The 17235-nt window shown below is 40.4% G+C and carries 13 protein-coding genes; 5 read left to right on the top strand and 8 right to left on the bottom strand.

The genetic code is table 11. The features are described 5' to 3' along the window. Window positions 1–191 precede the first annotated feature (191 nt). The 3 genes from AC1XUO_RS21315 to AC1XUO_RS21305 all read right to left on the bottom strand — a co-directional run bounded on the left by AC1XUO_RS21315 (window position 192) and on the right by AC1XUO_RS21305 (window position 2975). Complete coding sequence (locus tag AC1XUO_RS21315; RefSeq protein WP_483331799.1) at window positions 192–1313, bottom strand: TIGR03364 family FAD-dependent oxidoreductase; 1122 nt, start codon at window positions 1311–1313, stop codon at window positions 192–194. A 21-nt stretch (window positions 1314–1334) separates the two neighbouring features. Next, window positions 1335–2045, bottom strand: a complete 711-nt coding sequence (locus AC1XUO_RS21310) for an HAD hydrolase-like protein (protein ID WP_483331798.1) — start codon at window positions 2043–2045, stop codon at window positions 1335–1337. A gap of 360 nt (window positions 2046–2405) precedes the next feature. Continuing rightward, window positions 2406–2975 (bottom strand): DUF1572 family protein, encoded by a 570-nt coding sequence (locus AC1XUO_RS21305; protein ID WP_483331797.1) that lies wholly within the window; start codon window positions 2973–2975, stop codon window positions 2406–2408. Between the two features lie 406 nt (window positions 2976–3381). On the opposite strand from AC1XUO_RS21305, the gene AC1XUO_RS21300 reads away from it, so the two are divergent. Then, a complete protein-coding gene (locus AC1XUO_RS21300; RefSeq protein WP_483331796.1) occupies window positions 3382–7734 on the top strand; it encodes a PAS domain S-box protein in 4353 nt (1450 codons plus the stop codon). A 118-nt stretch (window positions 7735–7852) separates the two neighbouring features. After that, entirely contained in the window at window positions 7853–8920 is a 1068-nt protein-coding gene (locus tag AC1XUO_RS21295; protein WP_483331795.1) for an endonuclease/exonuclease/phosphatase family protein, read from the top strand. On the opposite strand, the gene AC1XUO_RS21290 is transcribed toward AC1XUO_RS21295, so the two are convergent. Next, complete coding sequence (locus tag AC1XUO_RS21290) at window positions 8917–9186, bottom strand: TIGR03643 family protein (RefSeq protein ID WP_483331794.1); 270 nt, start codon at window positions 9184–9186, stop codon at window positions 8917–8919. The two genes, AC1XUO_RS21295 and AC1XUO_RS21290, sit on opposite strands and share 4 nt — an antisense overlap. 207 nt (window positions 9187–9393) lie before the next feature. On the opposite strand from AC1XUO_RS21290, the gene AC1XUO_RS21285 reads away from it, so the two are divergent. Both AC1XUO_RS21285 and AC1XUO_RS21280 read left to right on the top strand, forming a co-directional pair. Then, entirely contained in the window at window positions 9394–9987 is a 594-nt protein-coding gene (locus AC1XUO_RS21285; RefSeq protein ID WP_483331793.1) for a 2OG-Fe(II) oxygenase, read from the top strand. A 244-nt stretch (window positions 9988–10231) separates the two neighbouring features. Further along, window positions 10232–12583 (top strand): ABC transporter permease, encoded by a 2352-nt coding sequence (locus AC1XUO_RS21280; protein WP_483331792.1) that lies wholly within the window; start codon window positions 10232–10234, stop codon window positions 12581–12583. A gap of 52 nt (window positions 12584–12635) precedes the next feature. On the opposite strand, the gene AC1XUO_RS21275 is transcribed toward AC1XUO_RS21280, so the two are convergent. After that, window positions 12636–13694, bottom strand: a complete 1059-nt coding sequence (locus AC1XUO_RS21275) for a fatty acid desaturase (RefSeq protein WP_483331791.1) — start codon at window positions 13692–13694, stop codon at window positions 12636–12638. 371 nt (window positions 13695–14065) lie between these two features. Then, complete coding sequence (locus AC1XUO_RS21270) at window positions 14066–15301, bottom strand: GAF domain-containing sensor histidine kinase (RefSeq protein WP_483331789.1); 1236 nt, start codon at window positions 15299–15301, stop codon at window positions 14066–14068. 218 nt (window positions 15302–15519) lie between these two features. On the opposite strand from AC1XUO_RS21270, the gene AC1XUO_RS21265 reads away from it, so the two are divergent. After that, on the top strand, window positions 15520–15900 hold the full coding sequence (locus AC1XUO_RS21265) for a hypothetical protein (protein WP_483331788.1): 381 nt from the start codon (window positions 15520–15522) through the stop codon (window positions 15898–15900). A 9-nt stretch (window positions 15901–15909) separates the two neighbouring features. Here the strand turns inward: AC1XUO_RS21265 and AC1XUO_RS21260 are convergent, their stop codons facing one another. Both AC1XUO_RS21260 and AC1XUO_RS21255 read right to left on the bottom strand, forming a co-directional pair. Beyond that, window positions 15910–16683 carry a DUF72 domain-containing protein gene (locus AC1XUO_RS21260; RefSeq protein WP_483331787.1) on the bottom strand — a complete coding sequence of 258 codons (774 nt, stop codon included), beginning with the start codon at window positions 16681–16683 and terminating at the stop codon, window positions 15910–15912. 24 nt (window positions 16684–16707) lie between these two features. After that, complete coding sequence (locus tag AC1XUO_RS21255) at window positions 16708–17145, bottom strand: hypothetical protein (RefSeq protein WP_483331786.1); 438 nt, start codon at window positions 17143–17145, stop codon at window positions 16708–16710. Window positions 17146–17235 lie beyond the last annotated feature (90 nt).

Here is a 17235-nt window from a genome sequence, read left to right as displayed (position 1 = left end):
TTTTTCCTCAGAGACATGCGACTCAAATTCATCAGTTGGCGGCAACTTATGACTTATCAATTTTATTGATTTCTAAATTTGAACGACAAGCATTATACGACGCCTGATTTACTTTCAGGTTTTTGCTACTTAAAATACCCTTGATATTTCTCGGAAGAAACATCAAGGATATGTTTCTTAAAGATAAAATATCAATAAGTCCCTCCAATTACCTCGTCACACAGACCGAAAGACAACGTCATACCTGCTCCTCCAAGTCCGTTGATGATTGTCACGCCTTCGCCTGGACGTAAAACGATTTCCGTATTTCCGTTAGTCATCTTCGGGTATATGCCGTGCCAGGTCTGAAAAACTTTGGAAGATTTAAATTCCGCAAAAGTGGCCAGATAATCCAGAATCATTGTGTTGATAAATTCTCTGTCGAAAGGGTCAAAAGTCAGCGCATATTCATGCGAATCTCCGACCGTTATTTCCCCAAGGCCGTTCTGTGAGGCCATAACATGGATTCCCCATTTCAAATATTCTGCGTATTCAGCTTTGTATCTTTCTTTTAACTTGTCCAGAGAGGCCGCAGCTTTGAAACCATCGTAATGGATCAGCGACAACCCTCCGCATAACGCCGGACCAATTTTCCAGTTTTCAGGCTGCGATTCCAGACGAAGCATTTGTAACTTGCATTTGGTAATGGCAGTATTCAAAAATTCTTCCGGATAAAGTGTTTCAAAATCCTGGCCGCTGCAAACGAAAATCTCATCCGCTGACCACTGGTTTTTACCAGAGCTCACAGTAGGATGACTAACTTCCGAAATGGCCGTATCCCAGATAAATTTCACCCCATATTTTTCAGTCAGATAGGCTGGAATTCCTGCAATCGCTTCCCTGGGGTCAACGATCATTTCGTCTTTACAAAACAGAGAACCCAACAGTCCATTTTGATTAACCGCAGGTGATTTTGAAAGGGTTGCTTCGGGTGTAAGAACGCTTACGGGTCTTGCTTCACTAACTTCAACGATCTGCTGAATAACTTCCAGCTCGTCCTGATGATAAGCCATGTGTAAACTGCCCCCCTCGTGAAACCATAACTTTCCGCCAGTCAGAACTTCCTTCCATATACTTTTCGCTTTCAGTGCTCTTTCATAAAGTTTTCCTTCCGGCTGCCCGATCGGCCATACCATGCCGAAATTTCTTATTGATGCCCCAACTGCTTTACTGGACCTTTCGATAACCGTCACCTGATATCCCCTGGCGCCTAATGCGCGCGCACTCGCCAACCCTACTATCCCTGCACCGATCACTATTGCTGATTTGCTCATGCTTAATAGTATTTATTTTTACTAGCTTTCTTTTTCAATCAAAGTTTTGACATCCGCAGAAATAATCGCGATTACCTCCCAAATATTGTCGATAATATGTGTGGGCTTGTAGGGCATAAGTTCTTCCCTCGTAAACGCACCGGTCGTTATCCCGATCACATATTTGCAGCCGCTATTAATTCCTTCATTTATATCAACTTCGGTGTCACCGACTTTTGCTACAACTTCTGAGGAAACAATACCAAGCTCTGCTTTAATTTTTTCGATCATATCCGGAAAAGGACGGCCATTTTCAACCTCATCACTGGCGACCATCAGATCAATTTTATCTTCCCATCCAAGACGGCGGATGATCACGTCGGCGATGTTTTTTGAAAATCCGGTATCCAGCGCAACTTTTATTCCCGACTCGCGCAGAACTCTGAACGTTTCCTCAACATCAGGTAGAGGAACGATATCATTTGAAGTTTCATAAAAATGGATCATGCTGGTCACAAATTCAGCATGAATTTTTTTGATCAGCTGATCAGAGATTTTGCTTTTATCCGTTTCATGCTTATCAAGCATCATTCTTATCGCAACTGGCTTTTCATAACCCATGATCGGATTGATATTTTCAATCGCAATGGCATAACCAAACGCATCCATCGCATTTTGAAACGCCAGGCCCACAGCATTTTTATCTTTAACGGTGGTTCCCGCCATATCAAACACAACAAGTTCAATCGACATTTTATATTATTTTAATTGGTGAATTAATACTTAACAATCCTCAATTCGTGGTGAATCCGCAATATTTAAAAACGCAAACATTTAAGTAATTTGTAAAGTAACACTAAACATTACATCTTAGCTCAACGATTACTTCCACCGAACAGTTGCAATAAAAATACTTCAAACAGGATGCACAACCAAACAAAAGTTAATTAAAATTTAACATTTTAACAAATTAAATAGATTTACGACGTAAAAATAGGATGAGAAATTTTAATGTGTATTATCTAAATGTTAATTAATACTAAACATTTATCGATATGAACTTCTACGATGTATGGTCATATTCGCGTGTTCGGCAGTGACCAAACCGGATGTTTAAAGTGCTTTACCGGTATACTCATCTGTATAATGCCCTTTCATTTTGGGTTCGGAGAATTTCTCCGCATTGTATCGCCCGGATTCTCCACGAGGAATTGACAGCGACTCCCATTGGTGATCCTTCAACATTTTGCCGATAAAAACAATCTGGCCGACATGATAAGGGTAATGCGAAAGTTGACGGTTTATGGCCTCTGTAATCGTATGCCCCTGATTTCTTATGTAGATTACAGTGTCAATATTCTCTTCACTAAGAGAATCCAGAGCGTCAAATAAACACTGCCAGCCTTGACTCCATTTATCAAGAATTTCTTGCCTGTCTGTTAAATCATTGCTGAATTCTGAGTCCCGGTCACGCCAGTCTTTTTCGCCATCCGATGTTAAAAATTCTGTCCACCTCGACAACATATTTCCATGCAAATGTTTGATTATGGCTGCTATACTATTGCTTTCCTCATTGAATGTCCAGAAAAGCTCTTCGTCGGATAGCTGTTGAAGAGTCTTCTCGCCAAGCAATCTATAATACTGAAATTGCTTTTTTACGCTTTCAAGACAGGCAGTGATCATAGTTTTGAATATAAAATTGAGAGGTATAATTCATACATTGAGACATTTCCTTTCGTGGTCAGGATTATCTACATAGTTACATTTTTTTTGTTGAACAAAAAACGTTTATCAGTCGACTTAAACGATATCCGGATAAGACATGATCACGATCTATTCTGAGTTATTTTTGGCTATCACATCAATACGAAAATAGACAAGTTGGGTGATTACTGATTTTAAAAGTTCCATAGATATATTTCGTAATAACTTCTTTCATCTATTACAGGAACCAGATTGAAATTATGTTTTATTTCGCACCAAACTGCATTATTTTCCCGGATAAATACCTTTTAACTTCTATTCTTTAATAATCCAAAAAAAATCATGAGATTTAGAAGAAATTGGAACGTCACATACTCAACAAAAAATGAAATTTCCTCCCATCCCTGACAACGAAAACGAACGACTTAGGGCCCTCCAAAACTATCAGATTCTGGATACCCAAACCGAGCAGGAATTCGACAGATTAACGGAACTAGCCTCCATCATCTGCGAAACTCCTATCTCACTCGTTTCTTTTGTTGACGAGAAACGGCAATGGTTCAAATCCAGAAAAGGTCTGGATATCCGGGAAACAGCAAGAGATCTTGCTTTTTGCCAGTACGCGATCATGGGCGATGAACTCTTCGAAGTAGAAGACGCAACGCGGGACGAACGTTTCAAAACAAACGAACTCGTAACAGGAACACCAAACATCCGGTTCTATGCCGGATTTCCTCTTGTAGATCCCGGAGGATACTCGTTGGGAACCCTTTGCGTGATTGATAGAAAAAAAAGACAGCTCACAGAACAGCAAAAAAATGCATTGAAATTACTTGCTGAGCAGGCCACAGCGCTGATCATCGACCAAAGAATGAGAATGGAGCTCAGGTATTTTGAGAAGCTTTTCCAAATGTCAAATGATCTGGTTTGTATTGCCGGATCCGATGGATATTTCAGAAAAATCAATCCTGCATTTGAAGAGTTATTGGGTTGGGATGAAAAATTTCTATTAAAAACAACATTTTTTGAGTTCATCCATCCTGAAGATTTAGAAAAAACATACCAGGAAATATCCCGGCTCGCAGGGGGACAAACAACCATTAATTTCGTTCACCGTTTCCGTACAAAAAATGGACACTATCTTTACCTTCAATGGACAGCCACGCCGGAACCGGATACCGGGAATCTATTTGCAATCGCCAGAAATATTACGGAGGAAAAAAACAGGGAAGATAAATTAAAAGTCAGCGAAGAGAATTTCAGGTCCTTTTTTGAAAACTCCCAGGGGCTGATGTGTACGCACGACTTAAACGGAAATTTCCTGACCGTCAATTCAGCCGGTGCGGAGTTGCTGGGGTATACCACGGAAGAAGTGTTAAATATCAGCCTCTTTGACCTCGTTCCATCAAAACATCACCTTATTTTACAGGGATATTTGAATGAGATTTACACGACTGGCAAAGCCAACGGTTTGATGACCACCGTACACAAAAACGGCAGCTTGAGAATTTGGAGCTATCACAATGTGCTGGTCAAGTCGCTGGACGGAATTTCCTATGTGGTTGGCAATTCCATTGATATTACGAATAGCCATCAAATGGCTAAAAATTTGCAAAAAACGCAGGAAATGTTGCTGCAGACAAATCGAACAGCGCGCGTGGGTGGCTGGGAAATTGACCTTGCCAACGGAAAGATAAACTGGTCGGAGGTTACAAAAGAAATTCATCAGGTGCCTCCTGGTTACGAGCCCAATCTTGATGTGGCAATAAATTTTTACAATGTTGAGAGCAGGAAAAAACTAGAAATAGCGATTAATCTGGCTTTGAAAGAAGGAATCGGATTTGATCTTGAACTCGAACTTACCACAGCAAAAGGTGAAGACCTGTGGGTGCGGGCAATTGGTAACTCAGAAATGGAAAACGGAGTTTGTAAAAGACTCTACGGAACATTTCAGGATATAGACGCAAAGAAACGGGCAGAACTGGAATTTCGAAACTCTAAAAAACTTCTGGATGATGTTTTAAACGCTGCTTCGGAAGTCAGTGTGATTGCAACTGATGTTAGCGGAATTATAACTGTTTTTAATAAAGGAGCTGAAAAATTGCTTGGATACACGGCTGAGGAAATGGTTGGAAAGTCGACCTCTGCCAAAATTCATTTAGAAGACGAAATTTTACTGCGATCACAGGAACTGTCGCGAAAATACCGGACCACTGTTGACGGATTAAGATCATTGGTATATAAGGCTGAAAGAGAAGGATCCGAAATCAGCGAATGGACTTACAGAAAAAAAGATGGGACACTTTTCCCTGTTTCTCTTGTCGTTACAACAATCCGCGATGTTCACAACGCGATTATTGGATATCTGGGCGTTGCCAGTGACCTATCCGCCCAGAAAAAAGCAGAGGAGGAATTATTTACGCAGAGAGCACGACTACTTGCTTTCGTTGAACATGCGCCGGCAGCCGTGGCGATGTTTGACAAAGACATAAAATATCTTGCAATCAGCCATCGCTGGCTGGAAGAGTATCGCCTGGTTGGCCAGGATATTATCGGAAAGTCACATTATGAAGTTTTTCCAGGTATTGACGAAAGCTGGAAAGAAATACACCAGCGAAGTTTAAATGGGGCAGTTATTACGAAAGAAGAAGAAACGTGGCGGCCTCCGGGATGGAGTAATGATCAGTATTTAAAATGGGAAGTAAGGCCGTGGTACCAGTTTGATGGTTCCGTCGGCGGTATTATGATCTTTACCCAGGACATTACCGAAATGGCAATACAGAGAGACGAGTTAAAGCAGGCAAAAATTCAGTCTGAACAGGCCAGTATCGCTAAATCCGAATTCCTGGCGAACATGAGCCATGAGATCAGAACTCCGCTGAATGGAGTAATCGGGTTTACCGACCTGGTTTTAAAAACCAAAATGACCGATACACAAAAACAATATTTAGGTATAGTCAACCAATCTGCCAATGCGTTGTTGAGCATTATCAACGATATTCTTGATTTCTCAAAAATCGAAGCTGGGAAGTTAGAACTGGACGTTGACAAGTGCGATATATATGAGATCGTATCGCAATCGGCGGATATTATTTCATTCCCAGTTCAGAGTAAGGGGCTGGAAATGCTCCTGAACATTCCGTCGGACCTGCCTAGATTCGTCTGGGTTGATGAAATAAGGCTTAAACAGGTCTTAATTAATCTTTTGAGTAACGCCGCAAAGTTTACGGAAAACGGAGAAATTGAACTGAAAATTGAAATACTAAAATACAAACCAGTCGAAAGCGAACACATTATGTGCCGGTTTTCTGTTCGGGATACCGGAATTGGAATCCGGGAAGATAAACAGAACAAAATCTTCGAAGCTTTTTTACAGGAAGACGGTTCTACGACAAAAAAATATGGTGGGACGGGCCTTGGCCTGACCATCTCAAATAAGCTGTTGGGCATGATGGGTAGCCGCCTTCAGTTAAAAAGCATTCCTGGTGTCGGCAGTACTTTCTTTTTTGATCTTGCCATGCGTTCTGAACCTGGCGAAGCGATTGAGTGGGAAAATCTGGACTCGATCAAACGCGTGTTAATCGTAGATGATAACGACAACAATCGTGTCATTTTGGCTGAAATGCTGCGGCTTTTAAAAATTGAGTCGGACCAGGCAAGCAATGGTTTCGATGCTTTAAATATTCTGGCAAAAGGTGAGACTTTTGATGCAGTGTTGATGGATTATCATATGCCATATCAGGATGGGCTGGAAACGATTAGGCAAATCCGGGAAACATTTTTTATGGATGCAGAAGAGCTTCCCATCGTTTTGCTCAACAGCTCTGCGGACGACGCGACGGTTCTCAAAGGTTGCGAAGAACTGAATATCAATTACCGCCTCATCAAGCCAATAAAACTTCATGATATATTTCTTTCTTTAAGCCGTTTGTCTCAAAAGGAAAAGGCAGAGGAGATAGGTTATAGCGAAATTCAAAACGAGATCAGCAATGCGAATTTTCGGATTATTATCGCAGAAGATAACCCAGTGAACATGTTTCTGGCGAAAACGATTATTGAAAAAATAAGTCCCAACTCGCAGATCCTGGAAGCTGAAAACGGTTTAAAGGCTGTTGAGCTTTGCAAAAGGCAGTTGCCTGATCTTATTTTCATGGATGTTCAAATGCCTGAAATGAACGGATATGAGGCGACCCTGGCTATCAGGGAACTGGCTACGAGCAGGCAAATCCCCATTATCGCGCTTACCGCCGGTAATGTAAAAGGCGAACGGGATAAGTGTTTAGAAGTGGGTATGGACGATTTCATTTCCAAACCTTTCGTTGAAGATGCTATCTGGCAAGTTTTCCAAAAATACACAGGATTGAGTAGCAAAAGGGAACCTGTGGAAGAAAAAGCAGATTTCGGTCGGTATCAAAATGAACATTTCGACATCGATAAGCTAAAAGAAGTTTACATGGACGATGAAGACTTTATTGCTGAATTTCTCGTATTGACACGAGATAGTTTATTGAAAAGTCTGGTTGAATTAAATGCCGGAGTAAAATCAGGAGATTTAAGCAAAATTAAAGCAATCGGGCATAAACTTAAAGGTGCTGCATCCTCAGCATTTTTATCAAACGTTACCAAAATTGCTGGAAATCTTGAACTTACAGAATCTTTCGATAAAAAATATATCACTGAACTGATTGATGAGCTGGAAGGAGAAATAGAAATCTTAAAACCATTGCTGGTTAAATAAATCGTCGTTTTTTAAGAAAACGCAACCGCATTCAGCCCTTTAAAAAGAATTATTTTTTTTCAGGGCTGAATTTATTCGATATTCGCACGTCATCATTACGAACAAATGCTTTAAAATAATGCAATCGCTTAAACTATTCCTTGAAATATTTGGAGGTCTGATCATTCTCTTTTCGATAATACCCCTAATAAAAAATGACTACTGGGCCTTTCGGGTATTTGAGTATCCCCGCTTGCAGAAATTATTTCTGAATCTGGCAGTTCTGATCGTTTACATTTCTCTGTTTGCTGTTAAAACTACCTTTCAATATATTTTCCTTGCCGCCTTATTTGTCAACACCGGTTACCTGATATTTCAGATATACAGGTTCACCTTATTTGCTAAAAAAGTACTTATGAAAGCAGCTATGGCGGACGAAAATAACAAGTTGAGCATCATTTCTTCAAACGTTTTTCAGGATAATAAAAATACATCCGGATGCCTTAAGATGCTCCACAGGCATGATCCTGATATCATCCTGTTGCTAGAAACTGATGAATTCTGGTACAAAGGTACCGAAGAACTTAAAGAAAAATATCCGCATCAGGTTCTCGTCCCTTTAGAGAATACTTATGGAATGCTGTTGTATTCAAAATTTGAACTGATTGATTCTGAGGTAAGATATCTCGTGGATGAAGAAATCCCATCCATTAAAGCAAAAGTAAAATTACCATCAGGACAGCTTGTTCGCTTGTATTGCGTACACCCTACACCGCCAGTACCGGGTGAAAATATGTATTCAACAGAACGGGATAAAGAATTGTTGCTGGTTGCCAAAGAGGTGAAGGAAACTGCATTCCCAACTATCGTTGTCGGCGATTTGAATGACGTCGCGTGGTCCTACACTACGGAACTATTTACCAAAGTCAGCGGACTGCTTGACCCAAGGATCGGACGCGGATTTTTCAATACCTTTCACGCCAAATACCCATTTTTGAGATTTCCCCTGGATCACCTTTTTTGCTCGACTGATTTCAAGTTAATCCGGATCATGAGACTGGAAAACTTCAACTCAGACCATTTTCCAATTTTTATTGAGCTTCAATACGAAGCCAATGCTGATCTGCACCAGGAAGAACCACAAGCTGACAGCGAAGATATTGCATTGGCAGAGGAAAAAATCAAGAAGGAAACGGATCAGAATTAACGTTTGCTGATATTATTGTGTGTTATGACGCGTTGCAATGCTGATTTGAACCGGTTGATACCAGCCGTGCGTTTTAACAAGTGTTTCTGGCTAACGCCACTGTTCACCCGTTTGCGCCACATAATGAAACTACTTCGTTTTAATTGTTCGCGCATCAATTTAATGACGTCACCCTCCGATAATCCAAACTGGGCTTCTATCGCTTCAAATGGTGTACGGTCTTCCCAGGCCATTTCCACTACGCGGTCTGTTTCTGCTGATGTCATGATATCTTGTTAATTTAACTTAGCGAAGGTAATTGATTCTTGTTTACAGTAATACAGAAACCTCGTTTTGTTAGGAAGGTATAGTTAAAATATCCGACTTATTTCGTCCCTGATATACCCGATAGTTGAAAATAAAACTTATTAAGTGCTCATTTACAGTTACCTTCACAAGCCACGGCGATCTGCCGGCGTGCTTAACTCAGCTTCTTGCTAAAAGCCTTTAATTCCCTCATCGACAGTTTCATAGACAATAAGGTGGGCATCGCAGAAAACTTTTTAAGCGAAGCTCTGGCATCGCATTTAAAGGAAAATCTCAAAAGATTATTTATTGAAAAACAACTTCTTAATGCTGGCACTGGCAACGAGGCAGTTGTGGTGCAGGATAAATCAGTCAGAGGAGACAAAATTTACTGGCTGGACCGGACGCACAACGACCCTTATGAAAACGAGTTTTTTGATCTGATGGACCAGTTTGTAAGTCATTTGAACAGCTCTTGTTATACTGGAATAACCGGATATGAATTTCATTATACCCTCTATGAAAAGGGTAGTTTTTACAAAAAACATCTGGATCAGTTCCGAAACAACGGAAGTCGTCAATATTCCATGATTATGTACCTCAATGCTGAGTGGGAACAAAAAGATGGTGGCGAATTGCGCATTCATCAGGCCGGACGCGAACAGAATATTGCCCCCACCAACGGGAAAAGTGTCTTTTTCAAAAGTAGTGAATTGGAACATGAAGTGTTAATGACAAACGCCTCAAGAATGAGCATAACGGGATGGCTTAAAATAAATTAGTGCTGAAATAATTTGTATGAAGAATTATCAAAACCTTCGTACAAATTATTTCAACAGTTATTATTAGTATCAACTTTTGAAGGCGTCCGTTTCTGCTAGTAAAGTGTTCAAATTCGAACAACATGACAGTTATAATAAAATTTTATATTTTCATTATCAGGTAGTTAAATAAAAAAATCATCGATGGTATAAATTTTTTAAACACATGTTAATTCTGTAACCTTGGTTTAAATAACATCGCTCTATGTTCCAAAACTACTTCAAAATTGCGATCAGAAGTTTGCTAAAAAGTAAGCTTTTTTCATTCATCAATATATTCGGCCTTGCGCTTGGAATGTCTTGCAGTTTGCTAATCTGGCTTTGGGTTAAAGATGAACTGTCATTTAACCGTTTTTATCCTGATCTTGAAAGAATCTATATCGTACGCCCCGCGTCGGACTGGAAGGGACAAAAAAACGTAGGTGAAGCAACGCCGGGACCTTGGTCGGAGGCTATTCAAAAAGAATCAGCGGACTTAGCGGCAATAACAAAAATTACCTGGAACCGCGATTTACTTGTAAAAGTTGGTGAGAAATCGACAAAGGAAAATGGAATTTATGCTACATCGGATTTTTTTAAAGTTTTCCAAACGCCATTTTTAGAAGGTAAAGCTGAATCCGCCATCAATGCGCCTACTTCCATCGCCATCTCACAAAAGCTGGCTGAAAAATATTTTGGCGACACAGGCGCCGTCGGTAAAATAATTCAGCTCGATAATGCGTCGAATTTTACTGTCAGTGCCGTTTTTGAAGATATTCCACAAAACGCATCGGTAAGGTTCGACTGGATCGTGAATTTTAAAGTTCAGGAACAGGACTGGATGAAAACCTGGGGCAATTATAGTTTTAAAACCTACGCCAGATTATCAGATAAAGCCGATGCGGCGCACGCTGAAAAGGTCATACAGCAAATCATAAAAAAGAATTCTCCTCCGGAATTTGTTAGTTACCCGATACTTCAGAGTCTGAAAGACGTTTATCTTTATTCTGAATATGAGAATCTGAAACCGGTCGGTGGTAGGATTGAGTATGTGCGTGTATTCTCCATTGTAGCAATTTTTATTCTGCTGATCGCCTGTGTCAACTTCATGAACCTGGCCACGGCGCGTTCCGTAAAACGGGCGAAAGAAGTTGGGGTCAGGAAAGTTGTCGGCGCTGAAAGGAAGTTTCTTGTTATGCAATTTATGGGCGAGTCATTGATTGTCAGTATCCTTTCGGCAGTTCTGGCCACGCTTTTTGTTCTCTTGCTACTTCCGGCATTTAACGAAGTCGTGCAAAAACAGATAACCCTGTCTGTTTCAGATCCGGTGTTATGGCTTTCGGTTATGGGATTAATTCTCATCACAGGACTTGTCGCCGGTAGTTATCCCGCACTTTACCTTTCAAGTTTACAACCTATACGCATCCTGAAAGGCAGGTTAACTTTCACCAGATCAGGTGGTTTTTTGCGAAAAGGCCTGGTCGTTTTTCAATTCTCTCTTTCCGTATTCCTGATCACAGGCATGCTGGTGATCAGTCGACAAATGAATTATATCCAAACGAAAAAATTGGGACTCGACCGGGAAAACGTAATGTACATCTCTCTGGAAGGTGAGCTGCAAAATAAACTGGAAGCTTTTCGTCAGGAAATAATGAACTCACCATTTATAGGAGCAGCTACAACCACAGGTGCGATTCCGACAAATATTCAGAGCAGCTCGGGCGATCTGGACTGGGGCGGCCGAGACAAGGAGCTTGATAATTCGGTAAATGCAACTTTCGTAGGGTATGACTTTGCCAAAACAATGAACATCCAGATGGTGGAAGGGCGGGACTTTTCCAAGGACTTTGCCGCAGATACTTCCAATTATATCATCAACGAAGCGGCGGCCAAAATGATGAAGATGAAAAATCCAGTCGGGCAGCAGGTAAAATTCTGGATGGGAAAAGGCACAATCGTTGGCGTTATGAAAGACTTCCATCTTAACACTTTCCACTCCGCTATTCAGCCTTTGATTTTTGTGAATTATAAAGGCTTGAATACTGAATATATGATGATCAAAGCCAAGGCCGGCAAAACATCGGAAGCAGTGAGTCATGTTGAAAAAGTAGCGAAAAATTTCAATCCAAATTACCCGTTCAACTATCATTTTCTGGATGAAGACTACGAAAAAATGTATCGTTCAGAAATGATTGTCAATACTTTGATCAAATATTTCGGTATCCTTGCCATCGTGATTTCATGTCTGGGATTACTGGGGCTGGCTGCTTTTACTGCGGAGCAGCGGACCAAGGAAATTGGTATCAGAAAAGTAATGGGAGCAAATGTTGGCAGCGTAATCTCGTTGCTGTCCAGGGATTTTGTAAAACTTATCATCATTGCAATTATTATCGCCACGCCAATTGCCTGGTATGCCGTCGATAAATGGCTTACAAGTTTCGTTTATCACATTGACCTTACCTGGGAAATTTTCGCACTATCCGGCGCCATTGCAATTTTTGTCGCGATGTTCACCGTGAGCTTCCAGAGTATTAAAGCCGCTTTGATGAATCCTGTCAAATCATTGCAGAGCGAATAAAAAAACGGTCGGTCTGTCAAAAACAGGCTGACCGTTCCAGAGTACTTAGTAATCAATCTTCCACCAGAACCTTCTTGTGTGCATTCTTATTTTCCAGATAAGGCAAATGATACTGCTTCATAAACTGCTTTTTTGAATCTGTATAGGAGCTAACAGCACCGAGCATATTCATTAGTTTGATGTAATAAAAAGCCATATCCACCTGGTGCGCCTTAAATCCGCTTCTCGCGCTTTTAGGAAATAAATGGTGATTATTATGCCATTCACCAGCGACAAAACCAGGCCACAACTGATTAATGGATTTATCTTTTTGACTAAAATCAGTTCCTTCCTGTTGCTTATGCTCGCCTTTTGCATGCCCCTCGTAATTGAAAGTTCTGACACCCACGGCCCAAAATCCGGCTGCGCCAAATAAGGTACATGCAAGACCATGACCACCGAGAAGATAAAAAGCTGTGTACCAAAATGACCAGTTTAAAACCCAGGCCATCGTTGCGCGCCACGGGTTTACATAAGAGCCCCATTTTTGATATTGTTCATAAGTATTTGCCTTGACACCTGTGTGGCTCATAAGCAATTTCACCCGATTATAGTCTGCTTCCGAAAGGTCTTTCGCGATAGGCTGATGATTTACGTCTGCCAGGAAACAATAGAAAAATCCTGCTTCTGCGTTGTAAGGATCACCCGGCTGATCGGATTTGGCATGATGAACATGATGCGACACCACGTAAATTTCTTCCGGAATCACATTGATTGTCAGATTCTGAGTAAAAAAGCGCCAGAACTTATTTCGAAATTTATAGGCACCATGCGTACAATACCGATGATGCCAGATTGTCCCGTGCGTCCCCATAATGATCATGCTGTAAATAAAAGCTGCCACGAATAAGGACAGGCTAAAATATTTAAAGACGAACAGAAAGAAGAACGGCATCAAGCATAAAACTTTAAGCCAGCTAAAAAATGGCAGCCAGTTTTTTCTTGTTTTAAAAACATTAAGCCGTGCGAAAAACTCTTTAAAGATTTCACCAACGCTTGGTTTTACCAACTTACCTTCGTCATCCTTCCAGCCATAAGCCGGTGTTTGCAACACGTGATCTAAAAATGCCATTGAAAATGAATTATAAAATAATAGGGTTTGACAGTCTTATCTTGTATCAACTGTCTTATTTTGGCAGAAGATTATTAATTGGCTAAAAGGCTATCTTATTGAATGAAAGTTGCAATCCCGGTCTGCAGATGTTTGTTAAAACGCTCTGCGGGTTTGACCTGATTAGCGGCGGCCAATGCAGTAGTTAGTAGACGTTTTCTTTTTGAGACTTCCTTAGTCCCTGCATATACAACTCGAATATCAGATTATTATTGTCGGATCAAATTTATTAACTGACAATAAATAAGTTAGTATCTTAAATCTGACGATTCTGCTTTGTTCCGGAAACAAAACAGAATCGTTGAAATGTTTCAAATCAAGCCGTTGACCTCTTATTTCTGAGGTAAGGTTACCATAAAAGTAGCGCCTTGTCCAGGTTCCGAATTGATGCGAAGATTTCCATTCAGACTTTCAATTAAATGTTTTACCAGCGCGAGGCCAAATCCATAACCAGACTCGCCTTCCGTCCCATCCGTGGTACCAGAAGTACCGTTTAAAATGGCCATTGCTGCTTCTGCGGTCAGACCAATACCTGTGTCCTTCACAGCAATGACCAAAGTTTTATCAAATTGGTTAACATGCAAATCCAGATCGGCACTCACTTGTCCATTTTCAGGCGTAAACTTCATGGAATTGGAGATGAGGTTTCCGGCAATCTGAAGCAGTTTGTTTTTGGAAAATGGTACCGTCTCCGTTTCAAGTGTCGTGTTAACCTCAAAACGAATTTTTTTATTCCTTGCCTGCGGTTCGTATAACTTTAAAAGTTTATCCTTAAAAACGGATAAATTGAACTCACTTGCAGCTAAAACTCCTGATTTAGGTTCTGGCTTATGGCTACTTAAAATTTCATCAGCCAGATCAAGCACAGAATTGCCGCTTTTCTGGATCAGGTTGATAAATTCCAACACTTCCTCCATATGGTTATTTTGCCCCTGATCTTTGATAATCGAGGCAAGTCCGATAATCCCGCCAATCGGCCCGCGAATATCGTGTGCAACCTTCTTATGGGTATTATTGGCTTCCAGAAGTTTTGCCTTTAAATTGTCCATCACCCTGAAGGTCTTCAGGCGACCTACAATTTCATCTGCGATTATTTTCAGCAGTTCTATTTTTTCAGGATCCAGTACCTTTTTCTGGCTATCAATAACACATAACGAACCGATGTTCAATCCGGAACTGACTTGTAAGGGTACCCCATAATAATACCGGATATTGGGGTCACCAGTTACATAAGCCTTTTCCCGAAAACGTTCGTCAAGCGACAAATCGCCAATTTCGAGCGGCTCATTGCTCATGATCGTATACTGACAGACCGTGTCTTCTCTCAGCATCTGATCGATATCCATTCCATAGTTAGATATCGTCCATTGCGTAAGCGAATCAATCATATTTACCAGAGAAATACTTGTTCCTGCAACTTTGGCCGCCAGCTTAACAAGATCTTTAAAATTATTTTGATGGTCAGAATAATCCAGATCTAGATTTGACAGACTGATAAGTCGTTCAAATTCATTTTCAGGTACCGGGGGATTAATTTGTTTCAAATTTTCATTAACATTGAGTTTCATAATATTTATTTTTGAAATCGAAAATAGTCACAAATCTTTTAACCTGATACATTTAAAAGTTAATCAGGTTCATCTTTATGTAAAAAAAAACAATTCGAAAATATGTGAAACAGTCAAAGAACAGTCTTTTTTCTTTCGTTTAAATATTTAATTTTATATTAACTAAATCCAAGAATCGAAAAGTGGTTGTTTATCAGTAAAGATATAGCTGAAATCCTATGAAAAAGTGTGTATTTAATTCCTTGAAATTCTTGTCACTAACATTTGCCACATTCTCTACAGTCAGTTGCGAAAATGATGGATTAAGTGACGAAAATGCAATGATTTGTGGTACAACAAAACCAACTGAGGAGCTCCTATGGCTCAAAAATCAGGTTGATGAGTTTTACGGTGGCGAGGAAAGTAATGCTGTCGTTTTATATAATTTTAACGGGGAACAGATTATTGAAGTACAAAACTCTGTGTTCAGCTCCACTAATCAGCATCAGTATTTCTGTGATGGCACGAAACTTGAACTTGACGATGCCAATAAGTTTAAGGAATTTATAGATAACCGCGAGGAAGTGAAGATAATTTACGGAACCAGGATATGGAATTAAAACTTTGATTTATAAACCGTTTATATCCAAATCCACATACGAATTAAGCATATCAAGATTTTTTATGGCATCTCCCATTGTATTGTTAAAGTAAGCGAAAACAGCTTTTCCTTCCTGAATCCAGTCTCTGGAAAACTCCGCATATTCATAAACAAAGCCATCCGGATAATGCCCCTTATAATCCCCATTCGGGCCGTGGAAGCGGAGATATTTAAAATTTACATCAGATTCGATCAATGGTGTTTCTGACCCGGGTTTGTCGTGAATAACAATGCCGAAGCCATTTTCTTCAAGAATTTCGAGAATATCTTCATGATACCACGAACGATGCCTGAATTCAAAAGCCGTTTTCCATTGCTTATCCGGATCGGCCTCAGAGATATTAATGATCAGTTTTTCTAGTTGGCTACGCATGTCAATATTCAAACTTGGGGGAAACTGGATTAACAAACAGCCCTTTTTCAACCCAACATTATTGATTACGTCAATGAAACGTTCTACATCCTGCACTTTAAATTGAAGACCCTTATTATGCGTAATTTCACGCCATAACTTGAAAGTGAACCGAAAATTCTCAGGAACCTGGTCAGCCCATTTCCTGACCGTGGAGGGCATGGGAATTTTATAAAAAGAACTATTTATTTCGATGCTTCTGAACAATGATGCATAGTATGTCAGCCGACTTTTATCCTGAAAAGCTTCCGGGTAAAAAAGTTTATTTTTTACTGGTAACATAAGGCCGCTCGTGCCCGCATAAAACTCCGGCTGACTAAATTCCTTCATTTAACTAATCTGAAAATAAAGAAATTATTTACTCAATGCCTTGATCGCTAGCGCGGTAACCAGTCCTCCAAAAACATACCAGGCAACCGTCAAAACCTTTGTTTTAGCGGTTTTCGTAATCGGCTCGTCATCCAGGCCCAGTGGTTCAGTAAGAGATAGTGCACCGATACCCGCCGCCAGGCCGTAACCGGCTCCGCGCATCAGAATCCCTTTATTGCCTCCCAGACCGATCGCACTGTAATACATCGCATTACTGATAACATCTGCGCCCAAAGTTGCAGCGAATAAATTTTGACCTTTGGGAGGTTCGGCACCTGTCATCTCAACAACCTTACTCACAGCCTCCTCTCCTACCAGGTCAATTCTCGGTGCTTCCGGATCAAGCCTTTTGGCGGTTTCATGTAAAATATTTAACGCCACAGCTCCGGCCAAGCCACCAGCTATAAATCTGATATCTTTCATTTCCTGAATATTAATAGTTAATAATAAAATAATAAAACACGTAGATGTCTTAATCTGATCTATTAAAATACTATTCCAAGCAGTGATAAT

It is taken from the genome of Dyadobacter sp. HNCC25DJ186 (genome assembly GCF_056895235.1).
The sequence above is the reverse complement of the archived record's forward strand: the minus strand, read 5'-3'. Positions and strand labels throughout refer to the sequence as shown.